Below are 16416 nucleotides of genomic sequence, written 5' to 3' on the forward strand. Positions count from 1 at the left end.
GCCCGGCACCGGAGGCCGGGCGTGGCGGCCTTGCGCCTTCAGCCGGCCGACGCGGCGGCGAACATGCCGACCTCGTAGGAACCGCCCTTCTGGTGCACGATCACGGCGAGCCGGTTGGCCGCGTTGATCTGTGCGACCAGGCAGACCAGTGCGGCGAGCTGGTCGTCGTCGAAGTGCTTCCGCACCTGCTCCCACGTCCCGTCGGACACACCCTGGCCGGCGTCGGCGAGCCGGGTCCCCTCCTCGGCGAATGCCAGCGCGGCCCGCTCGGCCTCGGTGAACACGGTGGACTCGCGCCAGGCGGCGACCAGGTTCAGCCGCACCGAGGTCTCACCGGCGGCCGCCATCTCCTTGGTGTGGAAGTCGATGCACCAGCCGCAGCCGTTGATCTGGCTGACCCGCAGCGACACCAGCTCCTGGGTGGAGACGGGCAGCGGCGACTGCTGGATCACCAGGCTGCTGTTGGCGAACCGCTTGGAGAACCTGCTGGAGATCTCGTTGTCGAACAGGTTGAATCGAGCGTCCATGATCTTGTCCTCACGTGTGGCGTTGCATGGTCGGACAAGAGATGCCGGTGCCCGGCCCCCTGTGACAGGACGATCGTGTGACGTACGCCACCGCTGACGGATGTCACACGGGTGCGGTGGCCGGCGTCTTGTGCGCGTGATGTCATCAAGGGCGAGCAGGCAGGAGCAGCCGGTGAACAGCGAGCACAGGGAGCACACGCAGGACACGGCCACCGAGTCGTTCGTCGCCCACCGCAATCTGCTGTTCACGGTCGCCTACGAGATGCTCGGCTCGGCCGCCGACGCGGAGGACGTCCTGCAGGAGACCTGGTTGCGCTGGGCGGGCGTCGAACTCGACACCGTGCGTGATCACCGTGCCTACCTGGTCCGGATCACCACCCGCCAGGCGCTGACCCGGCTGCGCACACTCGGCCGCCGCAAGGAGTCCTACGTCGGCACCTGGCTGCCCGCGCCGCTGCTGACCGCCCCGGACGTCGCCGAGGACGTGGAGCTGGCGGACAGCGTCTCGATGGCGATGCTGCTGGTGCTGGAGACGCTCACGCCGACCGAGCGGGCGGTGTTCGTGCTGCGCGAGGTGTTCGACCTCGGGCACGACGAGATCGCCGAGGCCGTCGACAAGAGCCCGGCCGCGGTCCGTCAGATCGCGCACCGGGCACGCGCCCATGTCGCGGCGCGCCGCCCCCGCGGGGGCGTGTCCCCGGCCGAGACCCGGCACGCGCTCGACGCCTTCCAGCGGGCGGTCCGGACGGGGGACCTGCAGGGGCTGCTCGACATCCTCGCGCCGGACGTCGTCTTCCTGGGCGACGGCGGCGGCGTCAAGCAGGCCGTCCTGCAGCCCGTGGTGGGGGCCGACAAGGTGGCGCGTCTGCTGGCCACGGGGGTGGGCAGGATCCCGCCCCAGTCGCTGCGGCCGGCCCAGGTCAACGGCTATCCGGCACTGGTCGTCCGGTTCGACGACGAGATCGACACCGTGGTGGCGCTGCGCGTCGACAACGGCCTCATCACCGGGTTCTACGCCGTGCGCAACCCCGAGAAGCTGTCGCACATGGGGCAGGAGACCGCGCTGAGCCTCCGGTAGACGGGGGACGCGCCGCGCTCGACGCGTCCCCCGGGTACCCCCAACTCGACTGCTCAGGCGAGCAGTTCGACCTCAGACACGACCGCCTCGCCGTCGAGGACCAGACGGTACTTCCCGTACGTGCCCGGAGACTTCACGGTGAACGCGCGCGTCTGCCGGTCCCATCGGAAGGACTCGCCGGACCGGATGTCCAGGGTCTTCCAGGTGGCCCCGTCGTCCGAGCCTTGAAGCGTCCAGCCGGTCGGCGCCAAGGCGCGGTCGGCGGACGAGGTCACCGTGTACTGGAGGCCCTTGACCGCCCCGGAGACCGGCAGGTCCACGGAGGTCACGGTCGCGTCCGTCGCCGACGTGTTGTCGAACAGCGCCCCGTCGCCCTTCAGCACGTCCGCACGAGGCGTCGGCACCTTGTCGTCCTGCGTGATCGACATGGGCGCCGCATCCTTGCCCGTGCCCCAGGACGAGGGCTTCGACCCCATGTCGAAGTCCAGGACGCCGCCCTTCTCCAGCAGCGAGTGGGGGAGCGAAGTCCTCGTCCACGTACGGCCGTTGACCTTCAGCCCCTGCACGTACACGTTCTCCGCGCTGTTCTTCGGCGCCTTGACGACGAGGTCGTGCCCGTTCTCCAGGTGCACCGTCGCCTTCTTGAACAGCGGGGAGCCGATGGCGTACTCGCCGCTGCCCATCACCAGCGGATAGAAGCCGAGCGAGGAGAACAGGTACCAGGCCGACTGCTCGCCGTTGTCCTCGTCGCCGTGGTAGCCCTGCCCGATCTCGCTGCCGGTGTACAGGCGGGAGAGCACCTCACGGACGTTCTGCTGCGCCTTGTACGGCTCGCCCGCCGCGTCGTACATGAAGTTGACGTGGTGGGCGACCTGGTTGGAGTGCCCGTACTGGCCCATCCGGACGTCCCGCGCCTCGGTCATCTCGTGGATGACACCGCCGTAGGAGCCGACGAAGTCCGGGGACGCCGTCTCCGGGGTGGCGAAGTAGTCGTCGAGCTTGTCCGCGAGCCTCTTGCGGCCGCCGTACAGGTTGGCCAGGCCCCGGCTGTCCTGCGGGGCGGTGAAGGCGTAGCCCCAGCCGTCGGTCTCCGTGTAGTCGTAGCCCCATACGCGCGGGTCGTACTTGGACGAGTCCACACGCCAGTTGCCCTTGTCGTCCTTCCCCTGGAAGAAGCCCGCCTTGGAGTCGAAGAGATTCACATAGTCCTGGGCGCGGTTGAGGAAGTACTCGGACTCCTCCTCGTAGTGCTTCTCGCCCGTCTTCTTGTAGAGAGCCCGGCCCATCTCTGCGATGCCGTAGTCGTTGACGTAGCCCTCCATCGCCCACGAAAGGCCCTCGCCCGTGTCCGTGCTCGTGTAGCCGAGGAAGGGCGAGGTCGCCATGCCCTTGCGGCCCACGCCCGACGCAGGAGGCACGACCGTCGCGTTCTTCAGGGCCGCGTCGTAGGCCGCCTTGGCGTCGAAGTGGACGCCCTTGACGTACGCGTCCGCGAAGGCCACGTCCGAGGAGGTGCCGGTCATCAGGTCCGCGTAACCCGGCGACGACCAGCGCGAGGTCCAGCCGCCGTCCTTGTACTGCTGCACGAACCCGTCGACCATCTCGCCCGCCTGAGAGGGCGTCAGGAACGAGTACGCCGGCCAGGTGGTCCGATAGGTGTCCCAGAAGCCGTTGTTGACGTACACCTTGCCGTCCACGATCTTCGCACCGGTGTGGGTCGGGGTGTCAGGACCCGGCATCGGCGAGAACGGCGAGGCGTACTGGTCCTTCGAACCGACCTTCTCGAAGCCGGAGTTGGGGTACAGGTACAGCCGGTACATGCTGGAGTAGAGGGTGGTGAGCTGGTCCGGCGTGGCGCCCTCGACCTCGACCTTTCCGAGCAGCCTGTCCCACGTGCGCTGGGCGCGGTTCTTCACCGTGTCGAAGGACATGCCGTCCGGGATCTCCTGGCGGAGGTTGTCCTTGGCCTGGTCGACGCTGATGAGTGAGGTGGCCAGGCGGAGGGTGACGGTACGGTCCTTGCCCGCGTCGAACCGCAGGAAGCCCTTGACCCCGCTCGACGACCCGTCCTTCACGGGCTTGTCGAACACGCCGTAGACGAAGAGCCGGGTCGCGCCCGTCGACAGCCCGGACTTCACGTCCGAGTAGCCGGTGACGACCCCGTTCTCCCTGTCGAGGGTGAGCCCCGCCTGCTCCGTCACGTTGTCGAACACGACGCTCGCGTCGTCGCCCGGATAGGTGAAGCGCAGGGCTGCCGCGTGGTCGGTCGGCGTCATCTCGGCCTTGAGGCCGTTCTCGAACCGCACCCCGTAGTAGTACGGCCGCGCGGTCTCGTTCTCGTGCCGGAAGGCCAGCTCCCGCGCCTGACGGCCGGTGTCCGGGGTGCCGGACGCGGCGGACGGCATCACCTGGAAGGTCTGCCGGTCGCCCATCCACGGGCTCGGCTCGTGGCTCGCGCTGAAGGCCTGGATCGTCGGCAGGTTGTCGTCGTTGTTCGCGCGTGCGTAGTCGTACAGCCAGCTCAGCGAGGACGCGTTGGTCACCGGCGTCCAGAAGTTGAAGCCGTGCGGCACGGCGGTCGCGGGGAAGTTGTTGCCGCGCGAGAAGCCGCCGCTGGAGTTGGTGCCGCGGGTGGTGAGGGCGTAGTCGGACAGATGGGCTCTCGGCTTCTCGGGCGCCACGCTCTTGATCGAGACGTCGTCCAGCCAGCCGCGGAACTCCGCCGGGCCCTTGGGGGAGTCGTACGCCACCAGGATCCGGTCGACGGTCTTGCCGGCCGCGACGGACCCGATCCGTGAGGCGACATTGTTCCACTGGTTGACGTAGAGGATCTTGGCCGCGCCCTGCGCCTGCGGCGAGAGCCCGAAGCCGTGCTGGTCACTCACGCCCAGGCCGCTCAGGTAGGTGCCGTCCGTGAAGGCCAGGTCGACAGAGACGTTCGTGGCGTCGTAGTCCCGGTCGCCGTCCGCCATGGACGGGAAGATCCGGTACGACAGCCGGGTGTCCCGGCCGACGGCCACGTTCACGTCGAAGATCTTGTTGTACGAGTACGCCCGCCCGTCGGCGGTGTGCCGGCCGGCGTAGCGCAGGGCCCTCTTTCCGGTGAATCCGGCGCCCGCCTTCGCGGTGGGCGACCCGCTCGGGCCGCGGTCGACCAGCGAGAGCATGTCCTGCGGCACCGGTCCGCCGCTGCCGCCCGTGGAGAACTGCACGTCGGCGAGTTGCAGGATGTCGTCGGCGCCGTTGTTCTTCGTGATGTCGAGCCGGAAGTGCTGGTACTCGGCGGGCTCGGCCAGGTCGTAGGACTTCGTCCGGAAGCGCTCGGGGAAGGACTCGCCGGAGCGGCTGTCGACGGTCTTCCAGTCCTTGCCGTCGGTGGAGCCCTGCAGGGTCCAGTCCTTCGGGTCGCGCTCGGCGAAGTCGTTGGCCGAGGTGAGCGCGTACGTCACGAGCCTGACCGGCTTGTCCAGGTCGAACTCGGCCCAGCCGGTGGGCGCGAACGTCAGCCACTTGGTGCCGGACTCGCCGTCGACGAGGTTCTCCTTCACCTCGCCGCCGCCCGTGTTCTCGGCACTGGCCCGCACGTCCGTCACATGGTCGGTGACGTTGCCCGGGATGCCGCTGCTGTAGCCGCCGTCGACGCCGGAGGCCCGCTTGCCGCCGCCCGGTGCCGTGTCGACCGTGTTCACCCAGTCCGGTGCCGGGTCACCCGCCTCGAACGAGGAGGCGAACCCCTTCTCGGCGGCCTTCGCCTTCGCCGGCAGCGCGGTCGCCGCCCCCTGCGATCCGATCGCCAAGGCAAAGGCGGCCGCCAACACGACCGCCGGACCCCAGCTGTGCCCCCACCCGTGCCGAGCTCTGTGCCGCATACGCCAGCACCCTCCCTGCGCTCATTGGGACAACGTTGTCAACTTCGACGCGCAGAGACCAGTAGTGGGCCAAGTGGCCAGTGGTGTCAAGGGTGTTGGCTGTGGCATTCGGGGTCTATGTCGCGGATTTTTCCGGCAAGGTGGTCACAGGCGCCTCATATTTCCTGGAGGTCTCAACTCGGATAAGACCATTGGCCAACCTTGCATTCGATCTTGCTCCGTTGGCGGGAAGTGGACTATACCTGTCGGCGATTCACCCGATCCGTTCTTCACGATCCGCACTTCCTGCACGACCCTGCTTGACCTGACCGCGGTGCCGGGGAGGATCCGGTTCACCGCCTGAGTCCTGGAGAAGGCGAGGACTTGAGCATGGGATCCACTTCCGCCGAGAACACCGGCGCGGAAAACAACGGCGCACGGGGTGTCGGCCGCCGCGATCTGATCAAGCGGTCGGCCGCGCTCGGACTGATCTCCGTACCAACGATGAGCTTCCTTTCGGCGTGCGCCAGCAGCGGCGGCGGCGACAGCGGCGACAAGGCCAAGGCGGGCAAGAAGACCGCCAAGAACCCGCTGGGCGTCAACGACACCGCGGGTATGGAGTTCGTCCTCTTCGACGGCGGCTTCGGCAAGGAGTACGCCCAGGACGCCGTGAAGATCTACGAGAAGAACTTCCCGAAGGTGAAGGTGAAGTTCTCCGCGACCCAGAAGATCCAGTCCACCCTGCAGCCCCGCTTCAACCAGGGCACACCGCCGGACCTGATCGACAACTCCGGCGCCGAGCAGATGGACATGGGCGTCCTGGTCGGCAAGAAGCAGCTCGCCGACCTCACCCCGCTCCTTGACGCCCCGTCCTACGACGACCCGAACAAGAAGGTCCGCGACACGCTGCGCCCCGGCATCGTGGAGATGGGCCAGTTCGACGGCGACCCGGTCTGGATCATGTACTACGCCTACACGGTGTACGGCGTCTGGTACTCGCAGAAGGCCCTGGACTCGCTCGACGCGGAGTACCCCAAGACCTGGGACGAGATGCTCGCCGTGTGCGAGAAGGCCAAGAAGAAGGGCATGGCGGGCTGGACGTACGCGGGCAAGTACCCGTACTACATCCCCTTCTCGCTCTACCCCATGATCGGCAAGGTCGGCGGCCGCGAGGTCCTCGACGCCATCGACAACCTTGAGCCGAACGCCTGGAAGCACCCGGCCGTCAAGGCGTGTTTCGACGCCTACTACGAGCTCTACAAGAAGGGCTACATCCTCAAGGGCACCCCCGGCCTGGACCACATCCAGTCGCAGACCGCGTGGGCCAAGGGCAAGGCGTTGTTCATCCCGAACGGCTCCTGGGTGGAGAACGAGTCGGCGAACGTCATCCCCAAGGACTTCAACCTCGCCGTCTCCGCGCCCACCGGCATCGACAGCTCCGACAAGCTGCCCTTCGGCACGATCTGGGCGTCCGGCGGTGAGCCCTTCATCGTGCCGGCCAAGGCGAAGAACCCCGAGGGCGGCATGGAGCAGCTGCGCATCATGCTCAGCGAGGCCTCCTCGAAGAACTTCACCAGCAAGGTGAAGTCGCTGACGGCGTACAACGGCGGCACCTCCGGGATCTCCCTGACCCCGGGGCTCACCTCCGGTGTCGCGGCGCTCAAGCTCGCCGGCCAGAACGTGCTGAATCCACGGCTGCAGGACTGGTACGTGCAGTTGCAGAAGGAGCAGATCGGCGTCGCAGGCCTCGGCGAGATGATGGCCGGGCGGGCGACTCCGGCCGAGACCATCAAGAAGATCCAGGGCTTCGCCGACGCGGCCGCCAAGGACACGTCGATCAAGCACTACAAGCACCAGTGAGGGTCCGTCACCAGCGTCAGCACCCGCCCAGAGATCGGGGTAGGTAGTAATGCAGCACGGCAAGTACCGGTTCATCGTGGGGTTTCTGGCACTGCCCCTGGGGCTGTACGCGCTTTTCGTCGTCTGGCCGTTCATCCAGTCCATCTACTACTCGTTCACGGACTGGACCGGCCTGAGTCCCGAATTCAAGATGGTCGGCTTCGACAACTACAAGAGGATGCTCGACGACGAGATCTTCTGGAAGTCGTTGCAGCACAGCCTGCTGTTCGCGTTGGTGCTGCCGGTGGTGACGATCAGCCTGGCGTTGTTCTTCGCCTTCATGATCAATGTGGGCGGACGGAGAAGGAAGGGCGGCCCGGTGATCTCCGGAGTCCGGGGCTCTTCCTTCTACAAGATCGTCTATTTCTTCCCGCAGGTGCTCTCGATCGCGATCGTCGCCCTGTTGTTCGCCTTCGCGTACAACCCGGACAGCGGCGCGATCAACTCCCTGCTGCGCGGGATCGGGCTCGGCAGCATCCAGCCGCTCTGGCTGGGCGATCCGAGCCTCGCCCTGTGGTGCGTGATGGCCGTGCTCGTCTGGTCCACCGTCGGCTTCTTCGTGGTCCTCTTCTCCGCCGGCATGGCCTCCATCCCGGCGGACCTGTACGAGGCCGCGCTGCTGGACGGCGCGAACCGCGTCAGCACGTTCTTCCGGATCACCCTGCCGCTGCTGTGGGACACCGTGCAGTCCGGCTGGGTCTACATGGGCATCCTCGCGCTGGGCGCCGAGTCGTTCGCGGTCGTACAGATCATGACGACCGGGCCGGGCGGTCCCGACTACTCGACCACCGTCATGGTCCTGTACGTGTACCAGAAGGCGTTCCGTGACGGGCAGGCCGCCTACGCCACCACCATCGGCGTCGCCCTGCTCGTCGTCACGCTGGCCTTCGCGGCGCTCGTGATGCGGCTGGGTCGGCGCGAGCGGCTGGAGTACTGACCAGATGAAGACGACACAGACCCCCGCCCCCGTACCGGCCGAGTCCGGCGCCTCCGTCAGCAAGGTCGACATCCCGGCCGCCGGGCCCGTGAAGAAGGCGAAGAAGGAAGGAAACGTCCTCAACGTCTTCTCCCACGGGATGCTCATCCTCTGGGCGTTCATGGTCGTCATGCCGCTGCTGTGGGCCGTGATGACGTCCTTCAAGGACGACAACTCCATCTTCAGCTCGCCCTGGGCGCTGCCCGACAAGCTGCACTTCGACAACTGGGCGCGGGCCTGGACCGACGCCAACATGAGCGACTACTTCCTCAACACCATCCTGGTGGTGGCGGGTTCGCTCATCGGCACCCTGGTGCTGGGCTCGATGGCGGCGTACGTGCTCGCCAGGTTCGACTTCCCGGGCAACCGCTTCATCTACTACCTGTTCATCGGCGGCATGAGCTTCCCGATCATGCTGGCGCTGGTCCCGCTGTTCTACGTCGTGAACAACATGGGCCTCCTGAACACCATCCACGGTCTGATCCTCGTCTACATCGCCTACTCGCTGCCCTTCACGGTCTTCTTCCTGACCGCGTTCTTCCGCACCCTGCCGACCTCGGTGGCGGAGGCGGCCTTCGTCGACGGGGCCTCGCACAGCCGGACGTTCTTCCAGATCATGCTGCCGATGGCCAAGCCCGGCCTGATCAGCGTGGGGATCTTCAACTTCCTCGGCCAGTGGAACCAGTACATGCTGCCGACGGTGCTCAACACCGACCCGGACAAGCGGGTGCTGACCCAGGGGCTGGTGCAGCTTGCGGCCAGCCAGGGGTACAAGGGCGACTGGTCCGGCCTCTTCGCCGGCCTGGTGATGGCGATGCTGCCGGTGCTGGTGGCGTACATCGTCTTCCAGCGTCAGGTGGTGCAGGGGCTGACCGCGGGGGCGCTGAAGTAGCGTCCGCGGACCGCTTGTGGACGCGCCGCCCCCGGTACCCGGGGGCGGCGCTCACGTATGTGTACAGGAACCCCGATCCGGTTCAACCTCTTGACGGGAGGTGACCCGAACGGCTCAGCTTAGAGTTCACTAGTTGGACATAGAGGGGGCCCCATCGAAGCGGTCCCGCGCGCAGGAGGTCGTCGTGGAGACTCCGGGGTCGCAGTCGTCACTGCACCGAGCCAACCTCGAACGGGTCGTACGGGCCGTACGGCTGGCCGGGTCGCTCACGCAGGCGGAGATCGCCAGGACCACAGGGCTGTCCGCCGCGACGGTCTCCAACATCGTCCGCGAGCTCAAGGACGGCGGAACAGTCGAGGTCACGCCCACTTCGGCGGGTGGCCGCAGGGCCCGCAGCGTTTCCCTGAGCGGGGACGCCGGCATCGTCATCGGCGTGGACTTCGGCCACACGCATCTGCGTGTGGCGGTCGGCAACCTCGCGCACCAGGTGCTGGCCGAGGAGTCCGAGCCGCTGGACGTGGACGCCTCCGCGAAGCAGGGCTTCGACCGGGCGGAAGAGCTGGTCAATCGCCTGATTGCAGCAACGGGCGTCGACCGGTCCAAGGTCGCCGGTGTGGGCGTCGGCGTGCCCGGCCCGATCGACGTGGAGTCCGGCAGCCTCGGCTCGACCGCCATCCTGCCGGGCTGGACCGGCACCAAGCCCGCCGAGGAGCTGCGCGAGCGGCTCGGCGTGCCCGTGCACGTGGACAACGACGCCAACCTGGGCGCCCTCGGTGAGCTGGTCTGGGGCAGCGGCAGGGGTGTCCGCGACCTCGCCTACATCAAGGTCGCGAGCGGCGTCGGCGCCGGCCTGGTGATCGACGGAAAGATCTACCGCGGCCCGGGTGGCACAGCGGGAGAAATCGGTCATATTACTCTTGACGAATCCGGCCCTGTCTGCCGCTGTGGAAACCGGGGCTGTCTGGAGACCTTCGCGGCCGCGCGCTATGTGCTGCCGCTCCTCCAGTCCAGCCATGGGACCGACCTGACGATGGAAGGCGTCGTGCGGCTGGCCAGGGACGGAGACCCGGGTTGTCGTCGGGTGATCGCCGACGTCGGCCGACATATCGGCAGTGGAGTCGCCAATCTCTGCAATCTGCTGAACCCGAGCAGGGTGGTCCTCGGTGGTGATCTCGCCGAGGCCGGTGAGCTGGTGCTCGGGCCGATAAGGGAGTCCGTCGGCCGCTACGCGATCCCCAGCGCGGCGCGTCAACTCTCCGTTCTCCCGGGGGCACTTGGGGGCCGTGCGGAGGTGCTTGGAGCGCTTGCTCTCGCACTCAGCGAGATGGGCGATTCGACCCTTTTGGACGGCACACTCGCTTCGGCGACCCCTGCCTTCACTTAGAGAACGGATGGCACCGTTGCCATCTCGTTAAGGATTTACTTCTTGACGTCGCACGTGTGGCCGAGTTGACTTCCAGCCACCTCGGCCGCACCGTCGCGGCCTCGTCAGGGAGGTTTCTCAAGTGAACACGCTCATGCGCCGCGCAGCCGTGACCGTCGTGGTCTCGGCGCTCGCTGTCTCGGCCGCAGCCTGTGGTAAAGCCGGAGACAAGAAGGACAGCGGATCCAGCGCCAGTTCCGGCAGCGGCGGCGGCAGCAAGTCGATCGGCCTGCTCCTGCCCGACAACGTCACCACGCGGTACGAGAAGTTCGACAAGCCGTACTTCCAGGCCAAGGTCAAGGAGCTGTGCGGCGACTGCACCGTCTCCTACGCCAACGCCGCGGCGGACCCGACCAAGCAGGCCCAGCAGATGAGCAGCATGGTCACCAAGGGCGTCAAGGTCATCGTGATCTCCGCCCAGGACTCCGCAGCCATCAAGTCCTCCATCCAGTCCGCGACCAGCAAGGGCGTCAAGGTCGTCGCGTACGACCGTCTGGCCCAGGGCCCGATCTCCGCGTACGTCTCCTTCGACAACGTCAAGGTCGGCCAGCTCCAGGGCCAGGCGCTGCTCGACGCGCTCGGCTCCAAGGCGACCCCCAAGTCGAAGGTCGTCATGATCAACGGTGACGACGCCGACCCGAACGCCGCCCAGTTCAAGCAGGGCGCGCACAAGGTCCTCGACGGCAAGGTCGACATCGCCTACGAGCAGTCCGGCCTGTGGAAGGACACCGTCGCCGCGCAGAAGATGTCCGCGGCCATCACCCAGCTGGGTGCCAAGAACATCGCCGGCGTCTACGCCGCCAACGACGGCATGGCCGGTGGTATCGCCAACACCCTCAAGGGCGCCGGCATCAGCGGCATCCCGCTGACCGGTCAGGACGCCGAGCTCGCGGCCATCCAGCGGATCGTCGCCGACACCCAGTCGGCGACCGTCTACAAGCCCTACAAGGGCGAGGCCGACAACGCCGCCGAACTCGCGGTCAACCTGCTCCAGGGCAAGGACATCAAGTCCCTCGCCGACACCACGGTGACCAGCGGTTCCGGTGACAAGGTGCAGGCCAAGCTGCTGACCCCGATCTCGGTGACCGTGAAGAACATCAAGGACACGGTCGTCAAGGACGGTCTCTACACCGTCGCCCAGATCTGCACCCCGACCTACGCCGCCGCGTGCAAGAAGGCCGGCCTGCAGTAAGAGGCGCCCGAGCCCCGGGGCGGGTCCCTCGCGGACACGCCCCGACGGCGCGGGCACAGAGCCTGTCCGGCGCCCGCCGCGCCTACCAACCCCGCTGCGGGGCGGGCGCCGGACAGAAACACCGCGCAACCGTTGCCAAGAGGCACCGCGGACGCGCAATTTCGACCTATACGACAGTGCTCACAGCACATCCCTCCGCGCCCTACCCCAAGCGCGGTACCCCGCCGGTCAGGCGGCGAAGGAGATGGTTCACGTGTCCGCTACGCCTGTGTTGGCGTTGCGCGGAGTCTCCAAGCGATTCGGTGCGGTGCAGGCACTCACCGAGGTCGAACTGGAGGTCCACGCCGGAGAAGTGGTCGCCCTGGTCGGCGACAACGGCGCCGGAAAGTCCACGCTGGTCAAGACGATCGCCGGTGTGCATCCCATCGATGAGGGCGTCATCGAGTGGGACGGCAAGCCGGTCAGCATCACCCGGCCGCACGACGCACAGGGACTCGGCGTCGCGACGGTCTACCAGGACCTCGCGCTCTGCGACAACCTCGACGTGGTCGGCAACCTCTACCTCGGACGCGAGCTGCTGCACCGCGGCGTCATCGACGAGGTCACGATGGAGAAGAAGGCGCGCGAGCTGCTGAGCACGCTCTCCATCCGCATCCCGAGCGTGCGCATCCCGATCGCCAGCCTCTCCGGCGGTCAGCGCCAGGTCGTCGCCATCGCGCGCGCCCTGATCGGCGAGCCGAAGGTCGTCATCCTCGACGAGCCCACCGCCGCACTCGGCGTCGAGCAGACCGCGCAGGTCCTCGACCTCGTCGAGCGGCTGCGCGAGCAGAACCTCGCCGTCATCCTCATCAGCCACAACATGGCCGATGTGAAGGCCGTCGCCGATACCGTCGCCGTGCTGAGGCTGGGCAGGAACAACGGTTCCTTCTCGGTGAAGAACACCAGTCAGGAAGAGATCATCTCCGCGATCACGGGTGCCACGGACAACGCCGTCACCCGTCGTGCGGGGCGTCGCAGCACGGAGGCGGCACAGTGAGCGACACATCCAAGGTTTCCAAGACGCAGACCGTGGTCACCGATGACCCCACGGCCGCGTCGATCGCCACGGTCGACCCCCGTCTGCTGGTCCGCGAAGAGGGCTTCAAGGGCTACTGGACGGAGTTCACACGCAAGGTCAAGGGTGGTGAGCTGGGCTCGCTGCCGGTGGTGGTCGGCCTGATCGTCATCTGGACGATCTTCCAGCTGCAGAACGACCGCTTCCTCAGCGCCGACAACCTCTCGAACATCAGCTACTACATGTCGGCCACCGGCATGCTCGCCATCGGCCTGGTGTTCGTCCTGCTGCTCGGCGAGATCGACCTGTCGGTCGGTTCGGTCAGCGGTCTGGGCTCCACCCTGTTCGCGGTGTTCGTGGTTTCACACGGCATGAACCCCTGGCTGTCGCTGGTCCTCGCGGTCCTCACGGGTATCGGTATCGGCGCGCTGCAGGGCTGGTTCTTCGCGAAGATCGGCGTACCCGCCTTCGTGGTCACCCTGGCCGGCTTCCTCGGCTGGAACGGCCTGATGCTGTGGCTGCTGGGTTCCAGCGGCACCATCAACATCCCGTCCGACTCCGGTCCGGTCCACCTGCTCGGCCAGAGCTCGTTCTTCATGGACCAGGCCATCATCGGCGCCTACCTGCTGGCCGCCCTCGGTGTGGTGCTGATGCTCGTCGGCAACTTCAGCGAGCAGCGCCGCCGCAAGGCCGCGGGCGTGCCGTTCCGGCCGACCGCCGAGATCCTGGTGCGCGTCGGCGCGCTGGCGATCGCGTCCTTCGTCGCCGCGGCCGTGCTGAACAACGCCTCCGGTGTCTCCAACGCGCTGGTGATCTTCCTGGCGGCACTGGTGATCGTGGACTTCGTGCTGCGTCGTACGACGTACGGCCGCAAGGTGTTCGCGGTCGGCGGCGGCATCGAGGCCGCCCGCCGTGCCGGTATCAACGTGCCGCTGATCCGCATCACCGTGTTCGCCATCTCCGGTGGCTTCGCGGCGATCGGCGGTATGTTCTTCGCCGGCCAGACCGCGAGCGCGACGCTGAGCGCCGGTGGCGGCAACACCCTGATGCTCGCCATCGCCGCGGCGGTCATCGGCGGCACGTCGCTGTTCGGCGGCCGGGGCTCGGTCTGGTCCGCCCTGCTGGGCATGCTGGTCATCCAGTCGATCCAGACCGGCCTGGACCTGCTCAACATGAACACGTCCATCCAGTACATGATCACCGGCGCGGTCCTGCTGGGCGCCGTGGTCATCGACTCCGTGTCCCGCAGGAGCCAGAAGGCGGCCGGCCGCGCCTAGCACGGCCTCGCGCATCTGTGCCCGGCACCCATGGCGGTGCCGGGCACAGTCATGTGGTGGGACTCGTTCGACTCGTGGGACGGCCCGGTCATGGGTACAGCCGATCGTGGGTACAGCCGATCGCGTGACGTATCACGCACCGCCCGGGCGTCGACCGCAAAGGCGGAACATTAGACTCGACAAGCCCGGCAACAGCTCGATCAGCTCTACTGCAAGGAGGCACGGGTGCCGCTGCTGACCCGCATCAGGGGACCGCGCGATCTGGACCGGCTCAGCCTGGAGCAGCTGGACCAGCTGGCGGAGGAGATCCGGACCTTCCTCGTCGACGCGGTCTCCAAGACCGGCGGCCACCTCGGCCCCAACCTCGGTGTGGTCGAGCTGACCATCGCCCTGCACCGTGTCTTCGAGTCCCCGAAGGACAGGGTGCTGTGGGACACCGGCCATCAGTCCTATGTGCACAAGCTGCTCACCGGCCGTCAGGACTTCTCGAAGCTGAAGATGAAGGGCGGCCTGTCCGGCTACCCCTCGCAGGCCGAGTCCGAGCACGACGTCATCGAGAACAGCCACGCCTCCACGGTGCTCGGCTGGGCCGACGGCCTCGCGAAGGCCAACGAGATCCTCGAACGCGACGACCACGTGGTCGCCGTGATCGGTGACGGTGCGCTGACCGGCGGCATGGCCTGGGAGGCCCTCAACAACATCGCCGCCGCCAAGGACCGGCCCCTCGTCATCGTCGTCAACGACAACGAGCGGTCGTACGCACCGACCATCGGCGGGCTCGCCAACCACCTCGCGACGCTTCGTACGACCGATGGCTACGAGCGCTTCCTGGCCCGCGGCAAGGACCTCCTGGAGCGCACTCCGGTCGTCGGCAGGCCCCTCTACGAGACCCTGCACGGGGCGAAGAAGGGCCTCAAGGACTTCATCGCGCCCCAGGGCATGTTCGAGGACCTGGGCCTGAAGTACGTCGGCCCGATCGACGGCCACGACATCGAGGCCCTGGAGTCGGCGCTGGCGCGCGCCAAGCGGTTCGGCGGCCCGGTCATCGTGCACTGCCTCACCGAGAAGGGCCGCGGCTACCAGCCCGCCCTCCAGGACGAGGCCGACCGCTTCCACGGCATCGGGCCCATCCACCCCGACACGGGCCTGCCGATCAAGGCCTCGGGCGCCGACTGGACCTCGGTCTTCGGCGACGAGATGGTCAAGCTCGGCAAGGAGCGGGGGGACATCGTGGCCATCACGGCGGCGATGCTGCAGCCGGTCGGACTGAAGAAGTTCGCCGACGCCTTCCCGGAGCGGATCTACGACGTCGGCATCGCGGAGCAGCACGCCGCCGTGTCGGCGGCGGGCCTCGCCACCGGCGGACTGCACCCCGTCTTCGCCGTCTACGCCACCTTCCTCAACCGCGCCTTCGACCAGGTCCTGATGGACGTCGCCCTGCACAGGTGCGGGGTCACCTTCGTCCTGGACCGGGCCGGCGTCACCGGCACCGACGGCGCCTCCCACAACGGCATGTGGGACATGTCGATCCTGCAGGTCGTGCCCGGCCTCAGGCTCGCCGCCCCGCGCGACGCCGACCAGGTCCGCGCCCAGCTGCGCGAGGCCGTCGAGGTCAAGGACGCGCCGACCGTGGTCCGCTTCTCCAAGGGCGCCGTCGGCCCCGCCGTACCCGCCGTGGGACGCGTGGGCGGCATGGACGTCCTGCGCGAGCCGGGGACGGACACGCCCGACGTGCTCCTCGTCTCCGTGGGCGCCCTGGCTCCCATGTGCCTGGAGATCGCCTCCCTGCTCGACAAGCAGGGCATCTCCACCACCGTCGTCGACCCGCGCTGGGTCAAGCCCGTCGACGAGGCCATGTCGCCCCTCGCGGAGCGGCACCGCGTGGTCGTCACCGTCGAGGACAACAGCCGTGTCGGCGGCGTCGGTTCGGCGATCGCGCAGGCCTTGCGGGACGCGGGCGTCGACGTCCCGCTGCGCGACTTCGGCATCCCGCCGCGCTTCCTCGACCACGCCGCCCGCGCCGAGGTCATGGCGGAGATCGGCCTCACGGCCCCCGACATCGCCCGCCAGGTCACCGGGCTGGTCTCCAAGCTGGACGGCAGGTTCGACCGTACGGCGGCCGGGGTCGACTCGGTGGAGCCCGCGCGCGACTGATACCGCCGGATGGGCCGCTTCCACCACCGACAAGGGTGGTGGAAGCGGCCCATCCGCGTGAATCCGCCCGCGCCGGGGCATACGCAGTACGCCCCC

11 protein-coding genes are annotated in these 16416 nt (G+C 67.7%); 9 read left to right on the forward strand and 2 right to left on the reverse strand.

Annotated elements, in window-relative coordinates; all coding sequences use genetic code 11:
* Positions 1-38: 38 nt before the first annotated feature.
* The gene (locus OG870_RS34655; RefSeq protein WP_266522901.1) at positions 39-527 is read right to left on the reverse strand and encodes a carboxymuconolactone decarboxylase family protein; all 489 of its coding nucleotides are present in this window, start codon (positions 525-527) and stop codon (positions 39-41) included.
* 139 nt (positions 528-666) lie between these two features.
* On the opposite strand from OG870_RS34655, the gene OG870_RS34660 reads away from it, so the two are divergent.
* A complete protein-coding gene (locus OG870_RS34660; RefSeq protein ID WP_327691821.1) occupies positions 667-1605 on the forward strand; it encodes an RNA polymerase sigma-70 factor in 939 nt (312 codons plus the stop codon).
* A gap of 53 nt (positions 1606-1658) precedes the next feature.
* Here OG870_RS34660 and OG870_RS34665 read toward each other — a convergent pair whose 3' ends face one another.
* Entirely contained in the window at positions 1659-5474 is a 3816-nt protein-coding gene (locus tag OG870_RS34665) for a GH92 family glycosyl hydrolase (protein WP_327691822.1), read from the reverse strand.
* 369 nt (positions 5475-5843) lie between these two features.
* Between OG870_RS34665 and ngcE the strand changes: the two genes are divergently transcribed.
* The 8 genes from ngcE (at position 5844) to dxs (ending at position 16320) form a co-directional block, all read left to right on the forward strand.
* On the forward strand, positions 5844-7313 hold the full coding sequence (gene ngcE / locus OG870_RS34670) for an N-acetylglucosamine/diacetylchitobiose ABC transporter substrate-binding protein (protein ID WP_266522907.1): 1470 nt from the start codon (positions 5844-5846) through the stop codon (positions 7311-7313).
* A gap of 49 nt (positions 7314-7362) precedes the next feature.
* Positions 7363-8289, forward strand: coding sequence for a carbohydrate ABC transporter permease (locus OG870_RS34675; protein WP_266522909.1), 927 nt, complete (start codon positions 7363-7365; stop codon positions 8287-8289).
* 4 nt (positions 8290-8293) lie between these two features.
* A complete protein-coding gene (locus OG870_RS34680) occupies positions 8294-9220 on the forward strand; it encodes a carbohydrate ABC transporter permease (RefSeq protein ID WP_266522911.1) in 927 nt (308 codons plus the stop codon).
* A gap of 184 nt (positions 9221-9404) precedes the next feature.
* Positions 9405-10604, forward strand: a complete 1200-nt coding sequence (locus OG870_RS34685) for an ROK family transcriptional regulator (RefSeq protein ID WP_266522913.1) — start codon at positions 9405-9407, stop codon at positions 10602-10604.
* Positions 10605-10737: 133 nt separating this feature from the next.
* Positions 10738-11835 (forward strand): sugar ABC transporter substrate-binding protein, encoded by a 1098-nt coding sequence (locus OG870_RS34690; RefSeq protein WP_266523822.1) that lies wholly within the window; start codon positions 10738-10740, stop codon positions 11833-11835.
* A gap of 244 nt (positions 11836-12079) precedes the next feature.
* Positions 12080-12871: an ATP-binding cassette domain-containing protein gene (locus OG870_RS34695; RefSeq protein ID WP_266522915.1), complete on the forward strand. Its 792-nt coding sequence runs from the start codon at positions 12080-12082 to the stop codon at positions 12869-12871.
* Positions 12868-14166 carry a sugar ABC transporter permease gene (locus OG870_RS34700; RefSeq protein WP_266522917.1) on the forward strand — a complete coding sequence of 433 codons (1299 nt, stop codon included), beginning with the start codon at positions 12868-12870 and terminating at the stop codon, positions 14164-14166. The genes OG870_RS34695 and OG870_RS34700 overlap by 4 nt, the downstream gene beginning before the upstream one ends.
* A 225-nt stretch (positions 14167-14391) precedes the next feature.
* Positions 14392-16320 carry a 1-deoxy-D-xylulose-5-phosphate synthase gene (gene dxs / locus OG870_RS34705; protein WP_266522919.1) on the forward strand — a complete coding sequence of 643 codons (1929 nt, stop codon included), beginning with the start codon at positions 14392-14394 and terminating at the stop codon, positions 16318-16320.
* Positions 16321-16416: the final 96 nt, after the last annotated feature.

Origin of the sequence: Streptomyces sp. NBC_00461 (genome assembly GCF_036013935.1) — a bacterium.
In the GTDB taxonomy this organism is placed as follows: Bacteria; Actinomycetota; Actinomycetes; order Streptomycetales; family Streptomycetaceae; genus Streptomyces.